Origin of the sequence: Solicola gregarius (genome assembly GCF_025790165.1) — a bacterium.
GTDB classification, from domain to species: domain Bacteria; phylum Actinomycetota; class Actinomycetes; order Propionibacteriales; family Nocardioidaceae; genus Solicola; species Solicola gregarius.
The window spans coordinates 2,436,070-2,462,076 of sequence record NZ_CP094970.1 but is presented as its reverse complement, the minus strand read 5'-3'; the positions used below and the strand labels follow the sequence as shown (position 1 = coordinate 2,462,076).

The following is a 26,007-nucleotide window of genomic DNA, read 5'->3' as shown; positions in this document are numbered from 1 at the left end:
ACATGTCCAGAGCCAGAACAAGGGTGGTGGCATCGGCGGGACTATCCGTCGCGCTCGTCGCCGCTGTCGCAGCATGCAGTACGAACACGTCCTCGGGTGGCGCTGACGGGTCGGCGACCTTTCGCCGCCCGGTGGAGATGGTGGCACCGTTCGGCCCGGGCGGAGGCTCCGACCAGGTGGCTCGGGCGGCCGCGGCGCAGATGGAGTCGTCGATCGACACCGACGTCCCGGTCGTGAACGTGCCCGGCGCAACGGGGAGCACGGGCACGACCAAGATGCTGTCGTCCCGTCCGGGCGAGTCGATGTCGATCATGATCCAGGACACCTTCACCACGGTCCCCGCGGGAGCAGCGTCGTTCTCGATGGACGAGCTCACCGCGGTCTGTCGCCTGCAGTCGATGCCGTCCGCCCTGATGGTTCGCAAGGACAAGTACGACGACTGGAAGGATCTCGCGGCCGATGCGAAGTCCCAGCCCGGTGAGCTCACCGTGGCAACGGTCGGCTCGAACAGCGTGGACGACGTCGTGCTGGCGGCGCTCGAGGAGACCCAGGACACGAAGTTCCGCGCCGTACCGTTCTCCGAGCCGAGCGAGCGCTATGCGGCCCTGCTCGGCGGCGAGGTAGACGCGCTGTACGAGCAGCTCGGGGACGTCCGGGAGTACCTCGACTCGGGTGACTTCGTGCCGGTCATCCTGCTGTCGAAGACACCCGTCGAGGGCTACGACGACGTGCCGACGGCGGCCGACATCGGGCTGCCCGAGGATGTAGTGCTGCCGCAGTTCCGCGGGATCGTCGTCAACGCCGACACCGAGACCGACGTGGTCGACGCTCTGTCGGACGCGTGCAAGGACGCGGTCGACTCCTCCGAGATGCAGGAGTTCCAGAAGCAGGTCTACGCAGACGACGACAGCTATCAGAACGCCGACGACTTCCAGGCCTTCCTGGACGAGCAGAACGAGCTGATCACGGCCCAGCTCGACAAGTACGGCATGAGCGAGTGAGCGACGATGCCCCACCATTGCCCGCGGGTTCGCATCGGTCGAGCCGGTGTACGCGAGCGAGGGCCGCCGCGTGAGTTGATAGCATGCTGACGCATTCGCAGAGCCGAGCGGGGACCAGTATGAGTGAGGCGGAGTCGCCGTCCCGTGAAGGGCGCGTCGCCGGTGCTCAGACCATCACGCGGGCGCTCGAGGTCCTCGACCTGCTTCGTGGGTCGAACCGCGACGTCGGCCTCACCGAGATCGCCCGCACGCTCTCCCTGCACACCAGCACCGCCCATCGCATTCTGCGCGCCCTCGCCAGTGCCGGGTACGTCGCGCAACGGGCCGACAGTGGCCGATACCGCCTCGGGCGTGCGTCCTTCCTGCTTGGCCGTGCGGCCGAACGTGATCTCGGCTTCGACGCCGTCGCGCCCGTACTCGAGCAGCTTCGCGACGAGACCGGCGAGTCGGTGAACCTGGTCGTACGCGATGGCGATCGAGGGCTCGTCGTCCTGCGGTACGAGTCGCCCCAGCCACTGCGCTTCACGCAACCCACGGGCACGCGAATCCCCTTGCACTGCACGAGTACGGGCAAGGTACTGCTCGCGTTCGCGGACGACCCGAAGGCAGAGCTCGCGGCACTCGGCAAGCTCGAGGAGCTGACGTCGTCGACGATCACCTCGCGGGCAGCCCTGACCCGCGAGCTCGATCAGGTACGCAAGACCGGTTATGGCACGAACCTCGGTGAGCGCATGTCGGGCGTCTGCGGCGTGGCGGCACCCGTACGCGCCGGCGACGGCTCGCTCTTGGCCGCGCTCGCGGTGCAAGGACCGCAGGTACGAATGCCGCAGAACCGGCTGGACGAGCTCAGCACCAGCGTGATCGAGGCCGCCACGACGGTCTCGGAGATGCTCCCGCACGGCTACCAGATCTGAGCCCGGAACGCTCACCTGGATTCGAACCCAAGGGTTCGTTCCACTCCGAACCATGCACTCTCGGTGTCTCCTTGACCGGCAGAGATGCGCTCGCTTAGTCTCTATGTGAAAGGCTTTTCCAAATAATGACAGTGGAGGTTGGCGCGGTGAGCATCGCTACCAGAGCCGCGGCGGATGGCCGGCAGGTCGCCGATCGGGTCACCGCGCTCGTCGAGCGGGCGCGTACGGCGCAACGCGAGTTCGAGACGTACGACCAGCGCAGGGTCGACGACGTGGTCGACGCCGTCGCCTGGGCGATCGTCGAGCCGGGCCGCGCGCAGGCGCTCGCCGAGCTGGCGGTTGCCGACACCGGCCTCGGCAACGTCTCCGACAAGTACGCCAAGAACCGCCGCAAGACGATGGGCACGCTCCGCGATCTGCAAGCAGGCAGGTCGGTCGGCGTGATCCGGGAGATCCCGGAGCTCGGTCTCACGGAGTACGCGAAGCCGATGGGCGTCGTTGCCGCGGTCTGTCCGTCGACGAACCCCGCGGCGACACCCGCCAACAAGGCCCTGATGGCACTCAAGGCAGGCAATGCGGTCATCTTGTCGCCGTCGCCGAAAGGGGCATCGACGTGTCAGCTGCTGCTGAGCTACATCCGCGAGCAGCTCGCCGTTGTCGGAGCGCCGAGCGACCTGGTCCAGGCCATCGACGAGCCGAGCAAGGAGCTCACGTACGAGCTGATGCGGCAGGCCGACTTCGTCGTCGTGACCGGTTCGCAGAAGAACGTACGTGCCGCGTACAGCTCGGGCACTCCCGCCATCGGTGTCGGTGTCGGGAACGCCCCGGTACTGATCGACGCCGATGCCGACCTGAGCGACGCGGCCGCCAAGATCGCACTCAGCAAGACCTTCGACTACGCGACCAGCTGCTCGTCGGAGAACTCCGTGCACATCCACGACGCCGTGTACGACGACGCAGTCGAAGAGCTGCGCGCAGCGGGCGGATACCTCCTCGACGAACACCAGCGCGCCCGACTCCAGCAGGCGATGTGGCCGGACGGCAGCCTCAGCCAAGGCGTGACGGCGCAGTCGCCCGCGACGATCGCCCAGCATGCCGGGCTCGACATACCGGACGGCACCACGTTCATCATGGTCGAGGAGGATGCGTACGGCCCGGAGCACCCGTTCAGTGGCGAGAAGCTGTCGGTTGTGCTCACCGTCTATCGATGGTCCGACCTCGACGACGCGCTCGCCCGGATCCAGGGGATCCTCGACTTCCAAGGCGCCGGGCACTCCTGCGGCATCCACACCCGCAGTGACGATCGCGCTCGGCAGGTCGCCGAGCGGCTACGGGTCGCTCGCGTACTCGTCAACCAGGCGCACGCATTCGGCAACGGCGGCAGCTTCGACAACGGCCTCGGCTTCACGCTCACCATGGGCGCCGGTACGTGGGCGGGCAACAGCATCAGCGAGAACCTCTCGTACCGGCACTTCCTGAACACCACCCGACTTGCGCGGGTGATCGAACCACGAGAGCCGAGCGAGGCCGACCTGTTCGGCCACTACCGGCGTAGGTACGGGGTGGACGCGTGAACCTTCTCGAGCACCAGGGCAAACAGCTACTCGCGTCGATCGGCATCGCGGTGCCGCGTGGTGACGTCGCCGACTCGCCGGACGCCGCAGGTGCAGTCGCCGCGGAGCTCGGCGGTCGGGTCGTCTGCAAGGCACAGATCACCAGCGGCAAGCGCGGCAAGGCGGGTGGGGTGCTGGTGGTCGAGTCGGCCGCCGCCGCGGAGGCCGCAGCACGAGAGATCCTGGGCAGCGACGTGCACGGCCACCGCGTACGACGGTTGCTCGTCGAGCAGGCGGTCGACATCGGCCACGAGCTGTACGCGGCCGTTCTCGACGACCCGGTGAGCAAGGGCCCCGTGCTGCTGTTCTCGACCGCGGGCGGCATGGACATCGAGGAGGTCAACGCGACGAGCCCCGAGAGCGTGCGTCGGTTGCCCCTCGACATCCGCGAGCCGGCATCCACCGAGGCGATCGGGGCCATGGTGCGCGACAGCGGCCTTGCGCCCGGGAGCGTCGACGCGGTCGCGGATGCGCTCGCCGCCATCTACCGCCTGTACGTCGACGCCGATGCGAGCCTCGTCGAAGTCAACCCGCTCGCGCTCACGACCAGCGGCGATGTCGTCGCCCTGGACGCCAAGGTCACGATCGACGCTGCGTCGGTCATGCGCCAAGAGACTCGACTCGCCGACCTGCAAGGCGGCACTCCTTCATCCGGTGGCACCGACCTCGAACGCAGCGGTGCCGAGCTCGGACTCTCCTACATCGAGCTTGGCGGCGACGTCGGCGTCCTCGCCAACGGTGCGGGTCTCACGATGACGACGCTCGATGCGATCAGCCACTTCGGCGGGCGGGCGGCGAACTTCCTCGAGATCGGCGGCGACGCGTACACGAAGGCAACACCGGCACTCGACCTGGTGTTGTCCAATCCCAACGTGCGCAGCGTTCTGGTCAACTTCTGCGGAGCATTCGCGCGTACCGACGTGATGACCGACGGTGTCGTCAACGCGATCGAAGAGCTGCGACCAGACGTTCCGATCTCGTTCACCATCCATGGCACCGGCGAGCAGGAGGCCATCGCTCTGGTACGCGAACGGCTCGGCATGGAGCCGCATGACCTGATGGACGACGCCGTACGTGAGGCGATCGCCAACGCGCGCAGCGATCGGGAGGTCTCGGCATGATCGTCACCGCACAGCATGCGGTCCTGGTACAGGGCATCACGGGCCGGCAGGGCCAGTACTGGACCGAGCGCATGGAGGAGTGCGGCACGCGCGTCGTTGCCGGCGCCAGCCCCGGTCGCGCGGGGCGAGAGGTCCACGGCGTCCCCGTCTACGACACGGCCGCAGACGCAGCGGCCGCACACGACCTCGACGCAACCGTCCTGTTCGTGCCTCCCGCGCGTGCCAAGGACGCCGTCGTCGACGCGGCCGAGGCCGGCATTCGTACGATCGTCTGTCTCGCCGAGCACATCCCGTCGCACGACGTGATGGAGATGCTCGCCGTCGCGCGCGAGTGTGGTTCGGTCGTCGTGGGTCCGAACACGGCCGGGCTCGTCGTGCCAGGTCAGTCGAGCGTCGGGATCATGCCGGGGTTCGCCCCCAACATCTTCCGGCCCGGCCGGATCGGCGTCGTGTCGCGCAGTGGAAGCCTGGGCACCTTGGTGTGCATGAACCTCGTAACGGCCGGCTTCGGGCAGTCCGCGTTCATCGGCGTCGGTGGTGACCCCATCCTCGGTACGACGACGGCCGACGCGGTACGCGCGCTCGTCGCCCACCCCGCCACCGAGGCGATCGTCATCGTCGGAGAGATCGGCGGGTCGATGGAGGAGGACGCTGCGGAGGTGATCACCGGTCTCGGCGTACCGACGGTCGCGTTCATCGCGGGCCGCAGTGCACCACCCGACCGGCGGATGGGCCACGCGGGTGCGATCGTGACCGGCGATCGCGGCAGTGCCGACACGAAGGTCGCTGCCCTGCGCGGGGCGGGCGTCGCCGTCGTCGACATCCCCAGCGAGATCGGCACGGCGCTGCGCGGGCTCGGCGTCGGTCCGCACGCAGCGGTCGCCGCCGGGGGCTGACGGCTCCCGGGCGGCATAACCCCAGGCTATGAGCTGATCAGGTTCTGCTGCCTAGCGGCGAAGGCCGACGCGGGGGATCCTGACGGGTACGGCTCAGCTTCGTGAGGTGCTATGAAGTACGGATTCGCGATCGACCAGCGTACGTGCGTTGGCTGTCACGCCTGCACCGTTGCGTGCAAGACCGAGCACGACGTGCCCGTGGGGCAGTTCCGCACCTGGGTGAAGTACGTCGACTCGGGAAGCTACCCCGACAACACGCGCGACTTCGGCGTGATGCGCTGCAACCACTGCACCGACGCACCATGCGTCAAGATCTGCCCGACCGAGGCCCTGTTCAAGCGCGACGACGGCATCGTCGACTTCGACGGCGACAGCTGCATCGGCTGCAAGTCGTGTATGCAGGCGTGTCCGTACGACGCGATCTACATCGACGAAGACACCAACACCGCGGCGAAGTGCAACTTCTGCGCACACCGGGTCGACGAAGGCCTCGAGCCCGCATGTGTCGTGGTGTGCCCGACGCACTCGATCTGGGTCGGCGACCTCGACGACGAGGACTCCGGCATCGCTCGGCTCATCGCCGACAACCCGACACAGGTACGCGCTCCCGAGCAGAACACCGGACCGAACGTGTTCTACCTGGGCGCTGACCGCGCGGTGCTCGATCCGCTCGAGGCACCGGTTCGCGACACCTACCTGTGGGCGAAGCCCGACGAGCAACGCCTTCGTACCCAGGACGACTTCACCGGTTCCGACCCGACGGCGACGACCACCCTCAACACCGCGCATCCGCGGCCCTGGGGCTGGCGGGTCGCGACGTACCTCTGGACGAAGGCGGCGGGCGCGGGCGCGCTGTTCACCGCGGCGCTCGCGCTGCTGTTCGGCGTCGACCTGGGCGTGGCGGGGTCGGTGCTCGCTCCCGTGCTCGCCGCGGCCGGCGCCGCCGCCACCGGCGTCCTGCTGATCTGGGACCTCAAGCGCCCGGAGCGGTTCTACTACCTGTTCACCCGGCCGAACAACGGTTCCTGGTTGGTGCGCGGAGGCTACTGCCTGCTCGCGCTCGGCGCCGCCGCGATCGCCTGGTTCGTCGTACGTATCGCGGACGTCGGCGGTCTCAGCGAGGTGATCGGTGTACTCGCGATCGTCGCGTGCGCGATGGCAGCGGGATATACGGCGTTCCTGTTCGGCCAGGCCGAGGGTCGTGACCTGTGGCAGTCGAAGTGGCTGTTTCCGCACCTGCTCGTGCAGGCCGCGATGGTCGGCGCCGGTCTGATGATCCTCGCCAGCATCGTGACCGGCCAAGATGACGCTGCAACGGCCTTTGCCGTCAGGGTCATGGTGGTCGCCGTCCTCGGGCACGTCGCCATCTCGCTAGCCGATCTCCTCGGCAGGCACGAGACCCGCGGAGCGACCGTCGCCGCGGCGACCCTCGTACGCGGTCGGTACGCACGAGCGTTCTGGGGCGGCTCGACCGCACTCTCGCTGGTCGCACTGCTGATCGCCCTGCCCTCCTGGAACGGCTCGCTACCGGGCCTGGCGCTGGTCGCCGGGCTGCTCGTCCAGGTATCGCTGGTCGTACACGAGGTCGTCTACGTACGTGCCGCCCAAGACGTTCCACTGTCCTAGGAGGACGTGCATGGCCACACCAGACTCGTCAACGTCGACCGAAGAGACCGTCGCCGGTCCCGGCAGACTGCCCGGCGAGCGGTCGCACGAGCACCTGCGCAACTTCCCGCCGGTCGAGTCGTGGGACCACCACGTCGAGTACGACGCCCGCGCGCATCCGAAGAAGGTGCCGCACGAGTACATGCTGATCCCGACCACGTGCTTCAACTGCGAGTCTGCGTGCGGCCTGCTCGCGTACGTCGACAAGTCGGACCTGTCGGTCAAGAAGCTGGAGGGCAACCCGGCGCATCCGGGTTCACGCGGACGCAACTGCGCCAAGGGCCCGGCGACGATCAACCAGCTGAACGACCCCGAGCGCATCCTGCATCCCCTTCGCCGCAAGGGCGAACGCGGCAGCGGCGAATGGGAGCAGTGCAGCTGGGACGACGCGCTCGACGACATCGCCGGGCGTATCCGCAAGGCGATCATCGAGGACCGGCGCGACGAGGTCATCTACCACGTGGGCCGGCCGGGCGAGGACGGCTTCGCGGAGCGGTTCCTGCTGGCCTGGGGCGTCGATGGGCACAACAGCCACACCAACATCTGTTCGTCGGGCGCCCGACTCGGCTACACGCTGTGGGGCGGGTACGACCGGCCGTCGCCGGATCACGCCAACGCAAAGGTCATCCTGCTGCTGTCGAGTCACCTCGAGGCGGGCCACTACTTCAACCCGCATGCGCAGCGGATCATGGAGGCCAAGACCAACGGCAACGCGAAGGTCATCGTCCTCGACCCGCGGATGTCCAACACCGCTTCGCATGCGGACCTCTGGCTAGCGCCGTGGCCGGGAAGCGAGGCGGCGATCCTGCTCGCCGTCGCATCACACCTCCTACGTACCGGCGCTATCGACCGCGACTTCCTGCGCCGCTGGACCAACTGGCGAACGTACCTCGAACGCCTGCATCCACAGGATCCTGAGGACTTCGATACGTTCATCGAGCGCCTCACGGACGACTACTCGGGCTACACGTTCGAGTACGCGGCCAAGGAGGCGAGGGTCCCCGAGGAGAAGCTCGTCGAGCTGGCCGAGATCGTCGCGGAGTCGGGCAGTGCGCTCTCTGCCCATGTCTGGCGCGCGGCCGCGGCCGGCAACCTCGGTGGCTGGCAGGTGGCGAGGTCGCTGTTCTTCCTGAACGTGCTCACCGGCAGCGTCGGCACGGTCGGCGGCACCAGCCCGAACGGGTGGGACAAGTTCATCCCGCACGGGCCCAACATGCCGCAGGGCCACGACGTCTGGAACGAGCTGATCTGGCCGGCGGAGTATCCGCTGTCCACCAACGAGATGTCGATCCTGCTCCCCCATCTGCTCCACGACGGTCGCGGCAAGGTCGATACGTACTTCAGCCGCGTCTACAACCCGGTGTGGACGAACCCCGACGGCTTCAGCTGGATCGACGCGCTGAAGGACGAGTCGAAGTTCGGGCTCCACGTCGCTCTGACCCCGACGTGGTCGGAGTCGGCGACCTTCGCCGACTACGTGCTCCCGATGGGCCTCGCGACCGAGCGCCACGACACCCACTCGTACGAGACGCACGCCGCCAAGTGGCTCGGCTTCCGCCAGCCCGTACGCCGGGTCGCGATGGACAAGCTCGGGCTGGAGTACACCGACACCCGCGACGCCAACCCGGGCGAGGTGTGGGAGGAGAACGAGTTCTGGTTCGACCTGTCCTGGCGGATCGACCCCGACGGCTCGCTCGGCATCCGCTCGTACTTCGAGTCGCCATACCGGCCAGGCGAGAAGGTCACGGTCGAGGAGTACTACCGCTGGATCTTCGAGAACCGCGTGCCCGGCCTGCCCGAGAAGGCCGCCGAGCAGGGCCTGACCCCGATGGAGTACATGCGAAAGTACGGCGTGGTCGAGGTCGCCAAGGACACGTACCGGCAGGATGAGCGGGTGCTGACCGAGGCAGAGCTCGAGGGCACCAGCGTCGGCGACGACGGGGTCGTACGTAAGCCGGTCGACGACGAGAGCACTCCGCCGCTGGTCGGCGAGGCGGGCGCCGTCGGCGTACAGCTCGACGACAAGTCGTTGGTCGCCGGTTGGCTGACCCCGAGTCGGAAGCTGGAGCTGTACTCCGACGCGGTCGCCGACTTCGGCTGGCCCGAGCAGGCGACACCCGGCTACATCGAGTCACACGTCTCGCATCACCAGCTCGACGAGGACGACGGCGAGCTGGTGCTGGTGCCGACGTTCCGGCTGCCGACGATGATCCATACCCGGTCCGGCAACGCCAAGTATCTCAACGAGATCAGCAACACCCACCCGCTGTGGATGAACAGCGTCGACGCCGAGCGGTTCGAGGTACACACCGGCGACCTCGTTCGGGTCAGCACCCGGATCGGCCACTTCGTCGTCCGCGTCTGGGTGACCGAGGCCATCCGTCCCGGCGTGGTCGCGCTCAGCCATCACATGGGTCGCTGGCGGCTGCACGAGACCGACGGCAGCCGCTGGGTCACCGGGTTGGTCGACCTCGATCGCTCCCCCGAAGGCGTGTGGAGAATGCGACAGAAGCAGGGAGTTCGGGCCTTCGACAGCGACGACGCCGACTCGGCTCGCATCGACTGGGAGGAGGCCGGTGTGCACCAGAACCTCACGTTCCCGGTGCAGCCGGACCCGATGTCCGGTATGCACTGCTGGCTGCAGCGGGTCCACGTCGTACCCGCGCTTCCCGGCGACGCGTACGGCGACATCGAGGTCGACGTACGAAAGTCACAGCAGGTGTTCCACGAGTGGCTGGAGATGACTCGGCCCGGCCCGAACGCCGAGGGCATGCGGCGTCCCGAGTTCATGATGCGGCCCGTGAGCCCGCGACGTAAGGCGTTCCGGGTGGCGCGATGAGGACGCTCGGGGCACGGGTCGACGCCGATACGCTCGCCCGCGTACGTACCGCGGTCGGTTCGCTCGTCGAGCCGTCGCTTCGACACCGGCTCGACGAGCTCGGCATGGTCGGTGACGTCTCGGCCGTACGCGGGGGAGTGCGCGTCGTCGTACACCTGCCGTCCACGGCACTGCCCGGCCAGGACCGGTTGCGCGATGCCGTGCGCGCCGCCGCGCGGGTCGACGGGGTCGGCAGCGTCGACGTCGAGGTGGAGCCGATGAGCGACTCGGGCCGGATGGACGTCGCCCGCACCCTCAAGGCCGCCCCAGGGCTCAACACCCTCGGCTCGCGTACGCGCGTTTACGCCGTCGCCAGCGGGAAGGGCGGCGTCGGCAAGTCCGTCGTCACAGCGAACCTGGCCGCCGCGCTCGCCGCCGCCGGCCAGCGGGTCGGCGTGATCGATGCCGACGTGTGGGGCTACTCGGTGCCACAGCTGTTCGGCGTACGCGAGGCACCGGTTGCGCTGAAGGGCGTGATGCTGCCCGTACGCGCGCACGACGTATCGCTGATGTCGGTCGGGTTCTTCGTCGACGACGCTCAGCCGGTCGTGTGGCGCGGGCCGATGCTGCACAAGGCGCTCGAGCAGTTCGTCGGCGACGTGTACTGGGGCGAGCTGGACGTACTCCTGCTCGACCTCCCGCCCGGCACCGGCGACGTCCCGATGTCGCTGATCGAGCTGCTGCCGGACGTACAGCTGCTTCTGGTGACGACACCGCAGGCCGCAGTCGCCGCGGTCGCCGGGCGGGTCGCCGCGATGGCGACGGACTCCCGCGTACCCGTCGCCGGAGTCGTCGAGAACATGTCGAGCATCTCGTGCGACGGCTGCGGCGCAGAGACGCCGCTGTTCGACGGCGACGCCGGCGCATCCCTCGCCGGCTCGCTTGGCGTACCGTTGCTCGGGCGGGTACCCGTTGACCGGGAGCTGACGCGGTGTGCGGACGCCGGCGTGCCGGCGGTGCTGGAGCAGCCCGGTTCGCCCGCTGCTGTTGAGCTGTCGCGAGTGGCTGCAACGCTGCCGTCGCACGAACCGACGTTGGCGGGCCGCTCGCTACCGTTGTTCGTATCGTCGGAGTCGAGCTGAGAGGTGGCCGTGAGCGCGAGCGAATCCAAGCCTTCGGGCGCCGCAGACTCGCGGTGGCCGCGATCGGTGTACGGCGTCGGCGACGAGCCCGATCCGCGGTTCACCTTCGCCAACGAGCGTACGTTCCTGGCCTGGATCCGAACCGGACTCGCGCTGCTGGCCGGCGGCGCCGCCGTCGACGCGCTCGACCTGCCGATGAGCGACGTACTGCAGACCACGCTCGCGGCGATCCTCGTCCTCCTCGGTCTGCTGTGCGCGGTCGCGTCCTGGCTCCGCTGGGCGCGAGCCGAGCGTGCCATGCGTACCGGTGCACCCCTGCCCTCGATGGGGCTCGCCATGCCCGTCGTGGTCGGCATTCTGCTGATCGGGCTGATCCTGATCGTCGCGTCCGTGGTGTGATGGACGATCCCGTTCCAGCACCGGAGTCGCCGAGGCGCGGCGAGTCCGCCGGTACGCAGAACGAACGCACGTCGCTGGCCTGGTCTCGTACCGCGCTGTCGGTCGTCGTCACCGCCGCGATCGTGTCCCGGCTCGCCGTCGAGTCAATCGGCCCGATCGCCCTGGTCTCGGTTGCCGCCGCCGTCCCCGTCAGCATCGCGCTGGTGCTCGGCAGCCGGCGACGCTATCGGCGCCGGATGGACTGGACCGAGCGCGCGCCGCTGCGCATCCGGGACGGTCGCTTCGAGTTCGCAGTCGCCGCGGTCACCGTGCTGATGATCCTGGTGCTCGCCGCCGCCGTGGTGTCCTGAGGCTCAGACGTCGGATCCGCGGTAGATCGTCAATGCGATCTCCTCGCGGAGCTCGGCGAACTCCTTCGACGCACGGACCTCCTGCGGGCTGGCGTCGCGTAGCGCCGGGACACGTACGTCGCGGTCGAGAACGACCCGGCCCGGCCGCGGACTCATCACCAAGACCCGAGTACCGAGGTAGACGGCCTCCTCGACGCTGTGGGTGATGAAGAAGACCGTCTTGCGGGTCTGCCGCCAGATTGCGAGAAGCTCCTCCTGGAGTCGCTCCCTGGTCAGCGCGTCCAGAGCACCGAACGGCTCGTCCATGAGCAACACGTCGGGCTCGTTCACGAGCGCGCGGGCGATCGCGGCCCGTTGCTGCATTCCACCGGACAGTTCGTACGGCGCCCGTTCGGCGAAGTCTGCGAGGCCCACGAGCTCCAACATCTGCTCGACTCTGGGCCCGTACGACCCCTTGCTCTCGTTGCGCATGCGTGGTCCGAAGTTGACGTTGTCGCGGACGTTCAGCCATGGGTAGAGGTTGGGCTGCTGGAACACCACCCCTCGAACCGGATCGGGTTGCGTGATCGGCTCGGACCCCATCGTGAGCCGGCCTTCGGTCGGCGTGAGGAAACCGGCGAGCATCTGCAGCAGGGTCGTCTTGCCACATCCGGAGGCGCCGACGATGCACACGAACTCGCCCGGCTCGACCCGCAGGTCGATGTCCGAGAGTGCCTGGATGTTCTCCGCATTCGTCTCGTACCAGTGCGAGACATGTTCGATCGCCACACGCTCGGCCGTGGTCGCATGTGCGTCGCCGGCCGACGCCGTTACCTCGGGTTGCATGCTCATCGTGTCATCCTCCAAGGGCGTGCTGCAGGTACGACGGGTCGACCACGTCCTCGAACGTCGTCTCACCCGGTGCGCTGTCGATCAGGTCGTTGTCGACGAGGAACTCGGCCGTTTTGTGCAGCGTCTGGCTGAGTGCCCCCGGGGACTCAGCCGTTCCGAGTTGATCCGCAGTCAACTGCTGCCTGCCATTCAGGATGATCAGGTCCTTCATCTGAGTGGCGATAGTGTCCTGGTCGGTGCCGAACTCGTCGGCCACGATCTGTGCGGCCTGCTGCGGATCGTCCTTTATCAGCCGCACGCCGCGGTTCTCGGCCCGGAGCCAGTCGGCCACGACATCCGGGTGCTCGTTGGCGAAGTCGGTCGACACGATACCGAGGTCAGCGGTGACGGTTCCCTGCTTTGCGAGGTCCCCGCTGGTCACCAGCACCTTGCCGCCGTCGTCGATCATCTGCTGCAGGGTCGGGTGCCAGACGTACGCAGCATCGATGCTTCCGTTCTTCCACGCTGCCAGCGCGTCTGGCGGCTCCATATCGAGGATCGACACATCCGACGGGTCGACGCCGGCCTCCTCGAGCGCAGCGACCAGGCTGTACTGCGTGGTGGAGCCAAGCGGCGTCGCGATCTTCTTGCCCTCGAGGTCCTTGATCGACGCGATCTCGCCCCGGGCAACGAGCGCCTCGTTGTCGCCGATCACGTCGTAGATCCACGGCACCTCGTACGGGAGTCCGGTCGCGATGCCGTTCGCAACCAGCGTGCTGCCCGCGAGCCCGATGTCCACCGAGCCCGCCGCAACGGCCTGGTTGACGTCGGCTCCGGCGTCGTACTGTCGCCACTCGACGTCCATGTCCAGCTCGTCCTCCAGCCACCCCTCGTGCTTGACGATCGGGGCGCTGTTCGGGATCACCTGGTAGGCGATGCGCACGGTGTTGCCACCGCCGCTGGTCAGTCCCTCGCCGCCACACGCCGAGGCGACCAGCGCCAGCGTTCCAGCTCCAATGGCGACAGCCAGTCCGGTCCGGCGTACCCGGCTGCCTCTCCCGTCGCTCATCGGGCTCAGCCCTTTCCCTGCCACGGCACGATCCGCCGTTGCGCGTACTTGGCGAGGCTGTCCAGCGCGATTCCGGTGATACCCATGACGATGATGCCCATGAAGACGATGTCGCTCTGCAGGTACCGGCCGGCGTCCAGAACCATCCAGCCGATACCGACGGTCGCCGCCACCATCTCGGCCGCTACCAGAGTCGTGTAGGTGAAGCCGATGGCCACCCGTAGGCCGGTGAACAGGTCCGGCAGGATCGACGGGAGCACGACGTAACGCATCACCTGCCGGTCGCTCGCTCCCAGCGAGCGGGCCGCGTCGAGCCTGCCCTTGGACACGTTGCGTACGCCCTGAACGACCGATATGAACAGCGGCGCGAACCCGGCGAGGAAGAGCAGCGTGACCTTCGGGACCTCACTGATCCCCATCCAGATGATCAGCAGCGGATAGTACGCGAGTGGCGGGAGCACTCGGTAGAAGTTGATGAGTGGCTCGAGCGCGGCCTCCAGCCGACGACTGAAGCCGACCAGCACACCGAGCGGGACCGCGATCACGACAGCGAGCGCCAAGGCGACGAACAGACGCTGCAGGCTGACCGCGAGATGGACGAGTAGACCGCGACCGCGGTAGCCGTCGGTGAGCGCAGTGACGAAGGAGTCCCATACCGACGCGGGCGTCGGCACGAAGAGCGGGTCGACCAGATCGAGCGCCGTGATCAGCCACCACAGGATCAGGACGGTGAGCACGCTGCCCACGCTGATCAGCAGATACTGCGACCGCCCGGTCCTCTTCTGCGCGGCCTCCTGTTTATACCGCGGACCGCTCCACATCGTCCCGGTCTGGTCGACTGCCGCCATGGACTCGCTCCCATCAGGGTCGGACGTCTCGCTGTGGTTCCCGTCACCCCCGCGGCTGGTCCCTCACGCTAATGGCGCCCTGGCAGCGTCAAAAGTGCCAGTGCGGGGCCAAATCGATGGGACCAGGATGTGGTTTTGTATTAACTACATGAATTTAGTAGGCATAACGTACACGACGATCCCGGAGTGAGTCGACGGGCCACGATGTGGCCGCGAACACGTACAGGTAATGGCGGGTAACCCTTAGAGTGCGGCCATGCCCCGAGACGCAACGGCCCGGCCCGAGACGCCGGCACGTCGTACGACGACCACGACCGATGTTTCGCTGATCGCGTTCTTCGCCGCGTTGATCGCGGTGTGCGCGATCATGCCCGGCATCCATGTCGGCGGTCTCGCCGTACCGATCACGCTGCAGACGTTCGGAGTGATGCTCGCCGGTGCCTGTCTCGGCGCCCGCCGCGGGTTCCTCGCCGCACTGCTCTACCTCGCCGTCGGGTTCGCCGGCCTCCCCGTGTTCGCCGATGCGACGGGTGGCCTCGCGACCTTCGCCAAACCGTCCATCGGCTACCTGCTCGCGTTCCCGATCGCGGCCTTCGTATGCGGGCTGCTCGTCGAGCGCCTTCCTCACCATCGGCTCTCGTACGGCGCGCCGCTGATCTTCGCGTGCGCAATGGTGGCCAGCATCCTGATCACCCACCCGATGGGCATCGCCGGGATGCATTGGCGGATCGACGACTTCTCGTGGCGCGAGGCGTTCACCACCGACCTGACGTTCTGGCCGGGTGACGTGATCAAGAACGTGTGCGTCGGAATCGTCGCGGCCGCGGCCCATCGCGCCTTCCCCGACCTGCTCCCGCGCCGCTGAATTTAGACGTGGCCGACATCTCGCTGGACTCCGCCGCCGTCACGGTCGACGGTCCCGACGGGCCGGTCACCATCCTCGAGCCGACGACGCTCGTGCTGCGCGAGCAACGCATCGCGGTGATCGGGGCGAACGGCTCCGGCAAGTCGACCCTCGCCCGGCTGCTCAACGGGCTCGTACGCCCGAGCAACGGCAGCGTCAGCGTCGACGGTCTCGACACTGCATCCGACGGTGCAGCGGTACGCCGGCGGGTGGGGTTCGTGTTCACCGACCCCGAGGCGCAGCTGGTGATGCCGACGGTCGCCGAGGATGTCGCGTTGTCGCTGCGCCGCTCGACCAGCTCGGCCGGCCAGCGCCGGGCCCGCGCGCTGGACGTACTCGACAGGTACGGGCTTCGTGAGCTCGCCGACGTGAGTGTGCATGCGCTGTCCGGCGGCCAGAAGCAGCTGCTCGCCCTCGCCGGCGTACTCGCCACCGATCCGGCGGTGTTGGTGGCCGACGAGCCGACGACACTGCTCGATCTTCGCAACACACAACGGATCGCCGAGCTGTTGTTCTCGCTTGCGCAGCAGCTGATCCTGGTGACGCACGACCTCGCACTCGCCGAGCGCTGCGAGCGCGGCATCGTCGTCGACGCGGCACGGGTCGCGTTCGACGGGGCGGCCGGCGACGCGGTGAAGCACTACCGGCGGTTGGTGAGCGAGGCATGAGCCTGCTCGGCCTCTATCGTCCCGGCACGACGTGGGTGCACCGGATGCCCGTCGGAGCGAAGCTATCCGGGCTCGCCGTGCTCGGTATCGCGGTCACGGTCGTCCGCGGCCCGCTGTCGGCGCTCGCGTTCCTGATGCTGTCCGTCGCGATCGCGGCGGCCGGCCGGATCGGCGTACGCCGAAGCCTGCGCACCTTGCGGTCGTTGCTCGTCGTGCTCGTGCTGCTCGGCGGTTACCAGTGGTGGCAGCGCGGCTGGCCCGTCGCGGTCGAGGTGGTGGCCGACCTCGTCTGCCTCGTGCTCGCCGCAACGGTCGTCACCGCGACGACCCCGATGGACGCCCTGTTGGACGCGTTCGTGCGCGCCTGCCGGCCGCTGCGGCGTCTCGGCGCCAACCCCGATCGCATCGGGCTGGCGATGGCGCTGATGGTGCGCGCGGTACCGGGACTCCTCGACATCGCCCGGGAGACCCGCGACGCGGCGAAGGCGCGCGGCCTCGAACGCAACCCGCGCGCGCTGCTCGTCCCGATGACCCTGCGCACGGTCGGCCGCGCGCGTACGACCGGCGAAGCACTCGCCGCCCGCGGCATCGGAGACGAATAGGCGTGCGGCGGCATGTTTACCATGTAAACATGGTAAACATCCACTTTGCGCGGCGAAGTCACCATGCCGAGCGGACCCTTGCCATGCAAGGCATCCGAACCGCCTCCCGCGTTGCTCAGCGTCGTACGCGCACGATCGACGTCGGCATCGTCCGGACGGGCATCGCCACGCCGGCTCAACAAATAGACATTTGTTACGCCAGGGCCTGACAAATGTCTATTTGTCTCGGGATGCCACGGGTGGGGCTACTTCTTCACCCGCACCGGAACCTGCACGTACGTGCCGCTCGGCTTGACCCGGACCAGGATCTCGGTCTTGCCGAGCTTGGCCTTCTTCGGCACCTTGAAGGTCACCCTCGCCGTGCCCTTCGCCGACACCTTCGCGGTATCGACCTTCTTCTTGCCCAGGCGTACGACCGCCGAGGCGTTCTTCGGGCTGCCGAGTGAGGTGAGGTTCAGCTCGTTCAACGTGAACGACACCTTCTTGCCGCGCCGCACCGCCTTCGGCAGCCCCTGCGCCTGGACGGCGTGCCGGGCGAAGTCCGGGCTGAGCGGCGAGTTGGACTCGATGTACTCGATCCAGCCGTCGCGGTCGACAAGCCCGGAGTCCGACAGGTTCTTGCCCTGGGTGAAGATCCGGAAGTTGTCACCACCGGCCGTCAGGAACGAGAAGGTGCCGATCCGGTACCCCGCCTTGGGCTTGATCGGCTTGCCGTCGACCGAGATCGACGTGATGTGGTGTCCGTGCTTGGCCTTCGCCTTGTACGTGTACGTGACATTGTCCGACAGGCCCAGCTGCAGGTACGGCCGTTCGGGCGTCTCGCCACCGGGGTTCGTCTGCCACTGCTGCTCCAGCAGCGTCTTGAACTGCGCACCGGTCAGCGTGATGGTGTTCAGGTTGTTGGTGAACGGCAGCACCGAGTTCGCCTCGGCGTAGCGGATGATGCCGTCCTTCGACTCGGGATTCGTCGCCTCGTACATCAGCTCGGCGCGTAGACCGCCGGGGTTCGTGACGCCGATCTCCGCACCGCCGCGTTCGTCGCTCGCGAGCGTGTCGCGCAGCATGTTCCCGACCGTGTTGCCGAGAGTCGACTCCGACCCACGGTCGTCACGCTCGTCGCCCTTGAACGCCGTGGTGATGTCAGCGGTCAGCGAGCCGATCTCCTGGTCACCGACTTCGGCCGCCTCGTCGAGCGCATCGGTGACGATCTGGTCGACGTCGGCGACGCGGTCGTACTTCTCCACCAGCGCTGCCGGGTCTTCCTCGGTACGAGGCACGTTGCGGGCGTCGTACGCATCGACGTCACCGTCGTACGCGTTGACCGTCAGCTCGATCTGGCCGATGTTCTCGCCGTACGAACCGGTCTGCACGATCGGCCTGGTCTCGCCCGCCTCTCCGGGGACCGGCGCGTCCCACGCGTACTGCTTGTGAGTGTGCCCGGTGAAGATCGCGTCGACCGCCGGCGATGTCTTGTTCACGATCCTCGCGAACGCTCCGCCCTGCGCCACCTCGTCTTCGAGCGTCGCGCCCTCGGGCGTACCTTCGGCGGCTCCCTCGTGGTACTCCGCGACGATGACGTCGGCGAGGTCCGCATCCTCGATCTCGCCGGCCACCCGGTTGACCGCCTTGACGGGATCGCCGAACGAGAGGTCCTTGATGCCATCGGGTGTCACGAGCGACGGCGTCTCCTGCGTGACGGCTCCGACGACCGCGACCCGCAGGCCGTTGACATCGAAGACGTCGTACTCGTCGAGCACCGGGTTCTGGGTGCCCTTCTCGTAGACGTTGGCGCCGAGGTACGTCCAGTCGGCATTGCGGTCGTCGTCGGGTCCGATCACCCGGTCACGCAGGTCGGCGAATCCCTTGTCGAACTCGTGGTTGCCGACCGCGGCCCCGCGCAGACCGAGCGCGTTCAGGACGTCGATCGTCGGCTGGTCCTGCGCGACCGAGGACGCGAACAGCGAGGCGCCGATGTTGTCACCGGCCGACAGGAACAGCGTGCTGTCCTCGCCCGCCTGTTCCCGAAGCTGCTCGACGGTACCCGCGAACTGGACGGTCGAGTCTTCCTCGATCCGGCCGTGGAAGTCGTTGATGTTCAGCAGGTTGAGGTCGACGAACTTCGCGTCGGGGTCGATCCCGACAACGATCGGATCGTGGTCGCTCGACCGGAACGGGCTCTCGTCGTACAGCAGCGTCGCGTTGTAGTTGTAACGGCTGTACTCGTACGCGACCGGCTCGACGGAGTTGACGTTCCAGACGTCGACGCCTGCGACACCTTCTGCAGCGGTCGCCGACGCGAGGACGTGGTCGAGCGACCCGACCTTGCCGTCGAAGACGTACGTCGACTCCTGCGTACGCGACGCGAGGTCGGTGTAGCCGGCGTCGTAGAAGACCTGCATCGGGTCTTCCTCGGTATAGGCGTTGAAGTCGCCCATCAGGAACACCGACGTGGTACGCGCCGCTGCCGACTGCTCGTCGGCGAACGTCACGAGGGCCTGCGCCTGACGTACGCGGTCGCCGTTGAAGGAGCCCTGGCCGTCGCCGGTGTCCTCGTTGTCACCCGTGCCGTCGCCGCTCTTGGACTTGAAGTGGTTCGCGATCACGACGAACGTGTCGTCACGCGCGCCACCGCGCTCGCGGAACGTCTGCGCGAGCGGCGGGCGCGCATTGGCGAACGCTGGGTCATCGAGGATGACCGACTCACCGATCGCGCGTACGACCGACTTGCGGTAGATCATCGCGGTGCGGATGACGTCCTCACCCTCGGGTACCGACTCGGGCGACGGCACGTACGTCCACAGGTTCTCCCCCTGCTGCGGCGTTCAGCGCGTCAGTGAGGCGGCCGAGTGCGGTGTCGCGGTCCTTGCCGAACACGGCGGAGTTCTCGATCTCCTCGAGCGTCACGACGTCGGCGTCGAGACGGTTGATCGCCTTGACGATCTTGACCTGCTGGCGTTCGAGGTTCTCCGCGTTCGCGGCACCGCGGGCGTCGCAGCCACCCCTGACCGCGATCGGGTTGCCCTCCCGGTCGCGGTAGTACGAGCAGCCGTCGAGCCGGTCGCCGGTGGTCGTGAAGTAGTTGAGCACGTTGAAGGTCGCGAGCTGCACCGATCCGCCGACATCGGCGGGGCGGGCCTCGCGGGTCTTGCCGAACGTCACTGGGTCGACGGCGTCGTCGTTGGCGGCGGTCAACTGTGTCGTCGGCTGGAACCGCCACGCGTCGTAGCGCCAGTCGAGCACGACGGGCGCGTCGAAGGTCACGGGCGCGCCGGTGCGTACCTGAGTCTTCGGCGACAGCAGGTACGGCAGCGGGATGTTCCTGTCATCCCCGTCGCTGAAGTTGATCGACGCACCGTCGTCGAGCTTGACCGCACGGGCGTCGTTATCGGCCTCGATCGCGGCGGCTTCGTCGCTGCCGGGTGCGGCGGCGTCGGTCGGCTGGCGCAGCGGCGTCGTTCCCGAGGCGAGCGTGAACTCCGCGAAGAAGTTCGCGTCGTAGTTGTCACTGACAGTGAAACTGCCCTGCGGGGCCAGCAGCATGCCCTCGTACGCCTCACGCGCCTCGTCGGTCGCGGGGTACGCGATCTCGGCGGGCTTGACGGCCTCGGCGGGCTCGTCGAGCACGGTCACCCCGTCGGCCGCCTGGCTGATCTCCGTCAGCCCCTCATGCTCCGACGCCTCACCCGTGACCTCGACATGGTCGCCGACCTGTACGTCGACCGGCGCGTCGCCGGCATAGACGAAGATCGCGTCGGACGCAGTGTGGTCGGCCGGGTCGTCGGCTCCGGTGCCCGCGGTCTGTACGTAGAAGCCGTCGAACCCGCCCTGGGGGTACGCCGCGGTGACGACTCCGCGGGTCGTGACGGTCTCGCCCGCGTACGGCGTCGCGTCGCCAGGACCCTGGATCTCGGCGATCGGCATCGCCTCGGCCGCTTGCACGGGCGACGTGATGACGGAGAAGGTGCCGGCCACGAGCGCAGCGGCGGCGGTGGCCACGGCTCCACGACGGGTCGGTCTGGATAGCCGGCTGAACGGTGAGCTCACGGGTGTCTCCCTCGGATCGAACCGTCACCTGTGGATCGGCGTGACGTGCCTCGCACATGGTCCGACTTCCCCGGACCGAGCGCAATCCAAACGGCAGAGCGTTAACAGGTCGTGATCTGCCGGCATCTCCTCGGCGAATCCGGCACGCCCCTGGGGGAAGTTGGCGCCGCTACCCGGCAAACTTGCCCGGTAGCGGCGCGGATTACCATGGGCCCATGGTAATCCGCGGGGCAAGGTCCGCCGCGACCGGAGCGGCGCGGATTAGAGTGTGCGGCCATGAAGACACGGATGCGCGTTCTCGTCGTCGACGACGAGCGCCCCGTGCTCGACGAGCTTGCATACCTGCTGTCCGGCAGCGAGCTGATCGGCGAGATCTACACCGCCACGACGGGGCGGGATGCGCTGCGACTGCTGCGCGAACACGGCATCGACGCGCTGTTCCTCGACATTGCGATGCCTGGACTCTCCGGGCTCGACCTCGCCCGCGAGCTCGGGTCGGACCCCCACGCTCCGCGGATCGTGTTCGTGACGGCGCACGATGACCACGCCGTCGACGCGTTCGAGCTCGACGTCGACGACTACCTACTCAAGCCGGTACGCCGCTCGCGCCTGGACGAGGCGATCCGCCGGGTCTCCGAGGCGCTCGAGGCGGCGGCGCACAGCGACGAGCAGATCGCCGTCGAGCTGGGCGGTGTGACTCGCTTCGTGATGCGTTCGGATGTCGTCTACGTCGAAGCACACGGCGACTACGCGCGGCTCCACACCGACGCCGGGAGCCACCTGATCCGCACTCCGCTCAGCGCCCTCGCCGAGCGCTGGTCCGGCGCGGGATTCCTCCGCATCCATCGAAGCGTCCTCGTGTCGGCTCCGCACATCCGCGCGCTGCGTACCGTCAAAGGCGCGAGCACGGTCGTCGTCGCGCTTGCCGGCGAGCCGGTCGAGCTGCACGTCGCGCGCCGGGCAGTACGCGAGCTGCGCCAGCAGCTGCAGGGAGAGTCGCCATGACCGAGCGGGTGCGGATCACCAGTCCTCGTACCGCCGGCCGGCGGCCACGGCATCGATCGGGTACGGAGGAGATCGACGCGCAGTCCGCGGTCGGCGAGGTCTACATGCGCTCGCTGATCCGCTCGCAGCTTCGGGTCGCGATCGCAGTGCTCGTCGCCATCGGACTCGGTGTCGGCGGCATTCCGCTGCTGGTCTGGCTCGCCCCGTCCGCGACCGACCTCGACGTTCTCGGCGTACCGGTCGTCTGGGCGGTGCTGGGTGTCGCCATCTACCCCGGCCTCGTCGTCGTCGGTTGGCTCTACGTACGTCAGGCCGAGCGCAACGAGCGGGCGTTCTCCGACCTGATCGAACGGCGATGAACTCGACCTACAGTGTCGTCGCCGTCGCGGTGGTCGCACTCGTGACCGTGGTGATCGGCGCGTTCGGCCTGCGGATCAGTCGTACGACGAGCGACTTCTACGTCGCCTCGCGCTCGGTCGGGCCGTTCTGGAACGCATCCGCGATCGGCGGCGAGTACCTGTCGGCGGCGTCGTTCCTCGGATTCGCCGGCCTCATCCTCGCGTACGGCGCGGACATGCTCTGGTACGGCGTCGGATGGACCGCCGGCTACCTCATCCTCCTGGTGCTGGTCGCCGCACCGCTGCGCCGGTCGGGCGCGTACACGATTCCCGACTTCGCCGAGGCGCGCCTCGAGTCGGTGCCGACGCGGTACGTCTCGACATTGCTGATCGTGGTCATCGGTTGGCTGTACCTGATGCCGCAGTTCCAGGGCGCCGGGCTCACCCTGCGTACGGCAACCGGCGCACCGGCATGGGCCGGTGGGGCACTCGTCGCGTCCGTCGTGCTGGTCAGCGTCGTCGCGGGCGGGATGCGCAGCATCACGTTCGTCCAGGCGTTCCAGTACTGGCTGAAGCTGACCGCGTTGCTCATACCGCTGGTGCTGCTCGTCCGGTTCTGGGTTGGCGACGGGTCACCGACCCCCGCGGAGGCGGGCGGGACGGACTGGTCCGAGTGGCTGACCCCGTTGTCCGGACGCGATCACAGCCTGTACCGCACGTACTCCCTGATGGCGGCGACATTCCTCGGCACGATGGGGCTTCCGCACGTGCTCGTCCGCTTCTACACCAACCCGGACGGCCGCGCCGCCCGCCGTACGACGCTACTCGTCCTCGGCCTGCTCGGGATCTTCTACGTGCTCCCGACGGCGTATGGCGTGCTCGGTCGCATCTACGCAAGCGATCTCGCCGGCTCCGGACGCACCGACGCCGTCGTGCTCGAGCTGCCGGCCCGAGTCATCGGCGGTACGACCGGCGAGCTGCTCGGCGCGCTGCTGACCGCGGGCGCGTTCGCGGCGTTCCTGTCCACCTCGTCCGGGCTTGCCGTCTCGGTCGCGGGGGCCCTGAGCCAGGATCTCCTCAGCCGCCGCTTCTCCGCCGTCACCGCGTTCCGCCTCGCGACGGCGTTCGCCATCCTGGTGCCGTTCGTACTCGCGGTGTCGGTCGACGACATCAACGTCGCCACCTCCGTCGGGCTCGCATTCGCCGTTGCCGCGTCGACGTTCTGCCCACTTCTCGTCCTCGGCATCTGGTGGCGCGGTCTGACCCCGTACGGCGCGGTCGCCGGGCTGCTCGGCGGTGGGCTGGCGTCCGGCGGCTCGGTCGTCGCGACACTCGCCGACGTCGCGCCGTCCGGCCTCGCGGGTGCGATGCTCAACCAGCCCGCACTCTGGTCGGTGCCGCTCGGCTTCGCCCTGATGATCGGAGTGTCGCTGGCCTCCAGGCGACACGTGGCACCGAACGTCAACCGGATGATGGTCCGCCTCCATACGCCGGAGCATCTGGACGTCGACCGCGGCGGCTGGACCCCCGAGCACCGCTGAGCCGACGACCGCTCGCCGCGCGAGAGATACCGTTCACCGCGCCGCGCGTCGCAACCCCTGCACAGAGCGTTCGCGGGTCCCTAGCCTCGGTGGCCAATGTGACCGCAGTCACGCCTGCCTCCCCCGGGCAGCCGATCCATCGAGGTGAGTTTCCCCGTGACCGACGAGCTACCGACCACGAAACACGAAGCATACGTTCGTGTCTTCGATGATCCGGACTTCAAAGAGCTTCGAAAGCGCTACAGCACATTCGTCGTACCCATGACGATCGCCTTTCTCGTCTGGTACTTCCTCTACGTCGTGTGCTCCAACTGGGCACCGGACTTCATGAGCACGAAGGTCGTCGGCAACATCAACATCGCATTGGTGTTCGGCCTTCTGCAGTTCGTCACGACGTTCGTCATCGCGTACCTCTACGCGCAGTTCGCACGTACGAAACTCGATCCACTGGCCACCAGGCTGCGTGAGCAGTTCGACGAGGAGGTGGGCAAGTGAACGGGCAGGTTCTCCTCGCCGCCGAAGAAGGCGGCCATCAGGGGCTGACGACGACGCTGTTCCTCGCCGTCGTCGCCGTCACCATCGGCATCACCTTCTGGGCGAGCCGGCAGACCAAGACCGCGACCGACTACTACGCCGGCGGCCGGTCGTTCACCGGTGTACAGAACGGCTTCGCAGTCGCGGGCGACTACATGTCGGCGGCGTCGTTCCTCGGCATCTCCGGCGCGATCGCACTGAGCGGGTACGACGGCTTCCTCTACTCGATCGGGTTCCTGGTCGCCTGGCTGGTCGCCCTCCTGCTGGTCGCGGAGCTGCTGCGCAACTCCGGCCGCTTCACGATGGCCGACCAGCTCGCGTACCGCATGCGGCAACGCCCCGTGCGTACGGCCGCGTCGGTGTCGACGGTCGTGGTGTCGATCTTCTACCTGCTCGCGCAGATGGTCGGCGCGGGCGCGCTCGTCGCGTTGCTCCTCGGGGTGAACAGCGACGCGCTGAAGAACTGGACGATCGTCGGCGTCGGCATACTGATGATCTTCTACGTCGTCGTCGGCGGCATGAAGGGAACGACGTGGGTGCAGATCGTCAAGGCCGTGATGCTGATGGCCGGCACGATCGTGATCACCGTGCTGGTGCTCGCGCACTTCAGCTTCAACCTGTCCGAGCTCCTCGGGGAGGCCGCATCGAACAGCGGCCAGGGGTCGGCGTTCCTCGAACCAGGACTGAAGTACGGCGCCGACCTCACGAGCAAGCTCGACTTCGTGTCGCTGAGCCTCGCGCTCGTACTCGGCACCGCAGGTCTCCCGCACATCCTGATCCGGTTCTACACGGTGCCGACCGCGGGACAAGCGCGTAAGTCGGTGCTGTGGGCCATCGGGCTGATCGGTGCGTTCTACCTGATGACGCTCGTACTCGGCTTCGGCGCCGCGGCGATGCTCGGCGACGACGCGTACGGACAGGTCGCGGAGTCCGGCGGAAACCTCGCCTCGCCGCTGCTGGCCGAGGAAGCGGGCGGTGGTCCCGACACCTTGGGCGGCGCTGTGCTGCTGGCGGTGATCGCCGCCGTGGCGTTCGCGACGATCCTCGCAGTCGTCGCGGGCCTCACCCTGACGTCGGCGTCGTCGGTCGCGCACGACCTGTACGCCAACGTGTGGCGCAAGGGCAAGGTGACGGGTCAGGACGAGATCAGGGTTGCTCGCATCGCCGCCTTCATCATCGGCGGCATCGCGATCGCGCTGGCCATACCAGGGCAATCGCTCAACGTGGCGTTCCTGGTGGGCCTGGCGTTCGCGGTCGCGGCGTCGGCCAACCTGCCGGCGGTGCTCTACAACCTGTTCTGGAAGCGGTTCAACACCCGCGGTGCGGTGTGGAGCATCTACGGCGGCCTGATCTCGGCGGTCGGACTGGTGATCTTCTCCCCGGTCGTATCCGGCAAGGTCGACCCGGCGACGGGTGAGAACCTCGCGCTGCTGCCGGAGAGCATCGACATCAGCTGGTTCCCGCTGGAGAACCCGGGTCTGATCTCGATCCCGGTCGGGTTCCTGTGCGGGTTCATCGGCGCGATGACCGCCCGCGAGTCCGCGGCGGAGGACAGGTTCGCCGAGCTCGAGACCCGCGCCTTCACCGGCGCCGGCGCCGAGTAACCACCCGCCCCGTGAGCATGACGTTTGGATCGCGACACGCCGCGTGTTGCGATCCAAACGTCATGCTCACGGGGGCTGTACCCCGCAGGCGGCGGCACGGTCGTCTGCGGGAGTACGTTGT

23 protein-coding genes are annotated in these 26,007 nt (G+C 67.9%); 18 read left to right on the top strand and 5 right to left on the bottom strand.

The window, feature by feature from the left end; translation table 11 throughout:
* The first annotated feature begins 2 nt into the window (after positions 1-2).
* The 10 genes from L0C25_RS12250 (at position 3) to L0C25_RS12205 (ending at position 11,919) form a co-directional block, all read left to right on the top strand.
* Positions 3-1,001, top strand: coding sequence for a tripartite tricarboxylate transporter substrate binding protein (locus tag L0C25_RS12250; protein WP_271631927.1), 999 nt, complete (start codon positions 3-5; stop codon positions 999-1,001).
* A gap of 119 nt (positions 1,002-1,120) precedes the next feature.
* Positions 1,121-1,915, top strand: a complete 795-nt coding sequence (locus tag L0C25_RS12245) for an IclR family transcriptional regulator (RefSeq protein ID WP_271631926.1) — start codon at positions 1,121-1,123, stop codon at positions 1,913-1,915.
* A 146-nt stretch (positions 1,916-2,061) separates the two neighbouring features.
* Positions 2,062-3,489 (top strand): acylating sulfoacetaldehyde dehydrogenase, encoded by a 1,428-nt coding sequence (sauS, locus tag L0C25_RS12240; RefSeq protein WP_271631925.1) that lies wholly within the window; start codon positions 2,062-2,064, stop codon positions 3,487-3,489.
* Positions 3,486-4,649, top strand: a complete 1,164-nt coding sequence (locus L0C25_RS12235) for a succinate--CoA ligase subunit beta (RefSeq protein ID WP_271636767.1) — start codon at positions 3,486-3,488, stop codon at positions 4,647-4,649. The genes sauS and L0C25_RS12235 overlap by 4 nt, the downstream gene beginning before the upstream one ends.
* On the top strand, positions 4,646-5,545 hold the full coding sequence (locus L0C25_RS12230) for a succinate--CoA ligase subunit alpha (RefSeq protein ID WP_271636766.1): 900 nt from the start codon (positions 4,646-4,648) through the stop codon (positions 5,543-5,545). Before L0C25_RS12235 ends, L0C25_RS12230 begins: the two co-directional genes overlap by 4 nt.
* A gap of 111 nt (positions 5,546-5,656) precedes the next feature.
* Positions 5,657-7,171 (top strand): 4Fe-4S dicluster domain-containing protein, encoded by a 1,515-nt coding sequence (locus L0C25_RS12225; RefSeq protein WP_271636765.1) that lies wholly within the window; start codon positions 5,657-5,659, stop codon positions 7,169-7,171.
* A gap of 10 nt (positions 7,172-7,181) precedes the next feature.
* The gene (locus tag L0C25_RS12220) at positions 7,182-10,049 is read left to right on the top strand and encodes a molybdopterin-dependent oxidoreductase (RefSeq protein WP_271636764.1); all 2,868 of its coding nucleotides are present in this window, start codon (positions 7,182-7,184) and stop codon (positions 10,047-10,049) included.
* On the top strand, positions 10,046-11,170 hold the full coding sequence (locus L0C25_RS12215; protein WP_271636763.1) for a P-loop NTPase: 1,125 nt from the start codon (positions 10,046-10,048) through the stop codon (positions 11,168-11,170). The genes L0C25_RS12220 and L0C25_RS12215 overlap by 4 nt, the downstream gene beginning before the upstream one ends.
* Positions 11,171-11,179: 9 nt before the next feature.
* Positions 11,180-11,569 carry a YidH family protein gene (locus tag L0C25_RS12210; RefSeq protein ID WP_271636762.1) on the top strand — a complete coding sequence of 130 codons (390 nt, stop codon included), beginning with the start codon at positions 11,180-11,182 and terminating at the stop codon, positions 11,567-11,569.
* Positions 11,569-11,919 (top strand): DUF202 domain-containing protein, encoded by a 351-nt coding sequence (locus tag L0C25_RS12205; RefSeq protein ID WP_271636761.1) that lies wholly within the window; start codon positions 11,569-11,571, stop codon positions 11,917-11,919. The genes L0C25_RS12210 and L0C25_RS12205 overlap by 1 nt, the downstream gene beginning before the upstream one ends.
* Before the next feature lie 3 nt (positions 11,920-11,922).
* Here L0C25_RS12205 and L0C25_RS12200 read toward each other — a convergent pair whose 3' ends face one another.
* From L0C25_RS12200 to L0C25_RS12190, 3 genes are read right to left on the bottom strand one after another with little or no spacing between them, the layout of a single operon-like run.
* On the bottom strand, positions 11,923-12,750 hold the full coding sequence (locus L0C25_RS12200; RefSeq protein ID WP_271636760.1) for an ABC transporter ATP-binding protein: 828 nt from the start codon (positions 12,748-12,750) through the stop codon (positions 11,923-11,925).
* A 4-nt stretch (positions 12,751-12,754) separates the two neighbouring features.
* Positions 12,755-13,798 (bottom strand): taurine ABC transporter substrate-binding protein, encoded by a 1,044-nt coding sequence (locus tag L0C25_RS12195; protein ID WP_271636759.1) that lies wholly within the window; start codon positions 13,796-13,798, stop codon positions 12,755-12,757.
* A 5-nt stretch (positions 13,799-13,803) separates the two neighbouring features.
* Entirely contained in the window at positions 13,804-14,646 is an 843-nt protein-coding gene (locus tag L0C25_RS12190) for an ABC transporter permease (RefSeq protein WP_271636758.1), read from the bottom strand.
* Between the two features lie 256 nt (positions 14,647-14,902).
* Between L0C25_RS12190 and L0C25_RS12185 the strand changes: the two genes are divergently transcribed.
* From L0C25_RS12185 to L0C25_RS12175, 3 genes are read left to right on the top strand one after another with little or no spacing between them, the layout of a single operon-like run.
* The gene (locus L0C25_RS12185) at positions 14,903-15,511 is read left to right on the top strand and encodes a biotin transporter BioY (RefSeq protein ID WP_271636757.1); all 609 of its coding nucleotides are present in this window, start codon (positions 14,903-14,905) and stop codon (positions 15,509-15,511) included.
* Between the two features lie 8 nt (positions 15,512-15,519).
* Entirely contained in the window at positions 15,520-16,218 is a 699-nt protein-coding gene (locus L0C25_RS12180) for an energy-coupling factor ABC transporter ATP-binding protein (protein ID WP_271636756.1), read from the top strand.
* Positions 16,215-16,820 (top strand): energy-coupling factor transporter transmembrane component T family protein, encoded by a 606-nt coding sequence (locus L0C25_RS12175; protein WP_271636755.1) that lies wholly within the window; start codon positions 16,215-16,217, stop codon positions 16,818-16,820. The genes L0C25_RS12180 and L0C25_RS12175 overlap by 4 nt, the downstream gene beginning before the upstream one ends.
* A 245-nt stretch (positions 16,821-17,065) precedes the next feature.
* On the opposite strand, the gene L0C25_RS12170 is transcribed toward L0C25_RS12175, so the two are convergent.
* Positions 17,066-19,609, bottom strand: a complete 2,544-nt coding sequence (locus tag L0C25_RS12170; protein ID WP_271636754.1) for a 5'-nucleotidase C-terminal domain-containing protein — start codon at positions 19,607-19,609, stop codon at positions 17,066-17,068.
* Positions 19,578-20,816 (bottom strand): ExeM/NucH family extracellular endonuclease, encoded by a 1,239-nt coding sequence (locus L0C25_RS12165; RefSeq protein WP_271636753.1) that lies wholly within the window; start codon positions 20,814-20,816, stop codon positions 19,578-19,580. The genes L0C25_RS12170 and L0C25_RS12165 overlap by 32 nt, the downstream gene beginning before the upstream one ends.
* Before the next feature lie 324 nt (positions 20,817-21,140).
* Here L0C25_RS12165 and L0C25_RS12160 point away from each other — a divergent pair, with 324 nt between their 5' ends.
* From L0C25_RS12160 to L0C25_RS12140, 5 genes are all read left to right on the top strand, one after another.
* Positions 21,141-21,869, top strand: a complete 729-nt coding sequence (locus L0C25_RS12160) for a LytR/AlgR family response regulator transcription factor (RefSeq protein ID WP_271636752.1) — start codon at positions 21,141-21,143, stop codon at positions 21,867-21,869.
* On the top strand, positions 21,866-22,228 hold the full coding sequence (locus tag L0C25_RS12155) for a hypothetical protein (protein ID WP_271636751.1): 363 nt from the start codon (positions 21,866-21,868) through the stop codon (positions 22,226-22,228). Before L0C25_RS12160 ends, L0C25_RS12155 begins: the two co-directional genes overlap by 4 nt.
* Positions 22,225-23,748 (top strand): sodium/solute symporter, encoded by a 1,524-nt coding sequence (locus L0C25_RS12150; protein ID WP_271636750.1) that lies wholly within the window; start codon positions 22,225-22,227, stop codon positions 23,746-23,748. Before L0C25_RS12155 ends, L0C25_RS12150 begins: the two co-directional genes overlap by 4 nt.
* A 144-nt stretch (positions 23,749-23,892) precedes the next feature.
* Positions 23,893-24,243 (top strand): DUF485 domain-containing protein, encoded by a 351-nt coding sequence (locus L0C25_RS12145; protein ID WP_333908584.1) that lies wholly within the window; start codon positions 23,893-23,895, stop codon positions 24,241-24,243.
* On the top strand, positions 24,240-25,886 hold the full coding sequence (locus L0C25_RS12140) for a solute symporter family protein (RefSeq protein WP_271636748.1): 1,647 nt from the start codon (positions 24,240-24,242) through the stop codon (positions 25,884-25,886). The genes L0C25_RS12145 and L0C25_RS12140 overlap by 4 nt, the downstream gene beginning before the upstream one ends.
* Positions 25,887-26,007 lie beyond the last annotated feature (121 nt).

What these genes read in the sequence shown, in the direction of transcription:
- L0C25_RS12225 (WP_271636765.1), top strand. Translation starts at nt 5,657, where the DNA reads ATGAAGTACGGATTCGCGATCGACCAGCGTACGTGCGTTGGCTGTCAC.
- L0C25_RS12230 (WP_271636766.1), top strand. Translation starts at nt 4,646, where the DNA reads ATGATCGTCACCGCACAGCATGCGGTCCTGGTACAGGGCATCACGGGC.
- L0C25_RS12150 (WP_271636750.1), top strand. Translation starts at nt 22,225, where the DNA reads ATGAACTCGACCTACAGTGTCGTCGCCGTCGCGGTGGTCGCACTCGTG.
- L0C25_RS12250 (WP_271631927.1), top strand. Translation starts at nt 3, where the DNA reads ATGTCCAGAGCCAGAACAAGGGTGGTGGCATCGGCGGGACTATCCGTC.
- L0C25_RS12190 (WP_271636758.1), bottom strand. Translation starts at nt 14,646, where the DNA reads ATGGCGGCAGTCGACCAGACCGGGACGATGTGGAGCGGTCCGCGGTAT.
- L0C25_RS12215 (WP_271636763.1), top strand. Translation starts at nt 10,046, where the DNA reads ATGAGGACGCTCGGGGCACGGGTCGACGCCGATACGCTCGCCCGCGTA.
- L0C25_RS12205 (WP_271636761.1), top strand. Translation starts at nt 11,569, where the DNA reads ATGGACGATCCCGTTCCAGCACCGGAGTCGCCGAGGCGCGGCGAGTCC.
- L0C25_RS12155 (WP_271636751.1), top strand. Translation starts at nt 21,866, where the DNA reads ATGACCGAGCGGGTGCGGATCACCAGTCCTCGTACCGCCGGCCGGCGG.
- L0C25_RS12160 (WP_271636752.1), top strand. Translation starts at nt 21,141, where the DNA reads ATGAAGACACGGATGCGCGTTCTCGTCGTCGACGACGAGCGCCCCGTG.
- L0C25_RS12245 (WP_271631926.1), top strand. Translation starts at nt 1,121, where the DNA reads ATGAGTGAGGCGGAGTCGCCGTCCCGTGAAGGGCGCGTCGCCGGTGCT.
- L0C25_RS12185 (WP_271636757.1), top strand. Translation starts at nt 14,903, where the DNA reads ATGCCCCGAGACGCAACGGCCCGGCCCGAGACGCCGGCACGTCGTACG.
- L0C25_RS12195 (WP_271636759.1), bottom strand. Translation starts at nt 13,798, where the DNA reads ATGAGCGACGGGAGAGGCAGCCGGGTACGCCGGACCGGACTGGCTGTC.
- L0C25_RS12220 (WP_271636764.1), top strand. Translation starts at nt 7,182, where the DNA reads ATGGCCACACCAGACTCGTCAACGTCGACCGAAGAGACCGTCGCCGGT.
- L0C25_RS12200 (WP_271636760.1), bottom strand. Translation starts at nt 12,750, where the DNA reads ATGAGCATGCAACCCGAGGTAACGGCGTCGGCCGGCGACGCACATGCG.
- L0C25_RS12175 (WP_271636755.1), top strand. Translation starts at nt 16,215, where the DNA reads ATGAGCCTGCTCGGCCTCTATCGTCCCGGCACGACGTGGGTGCACCGG.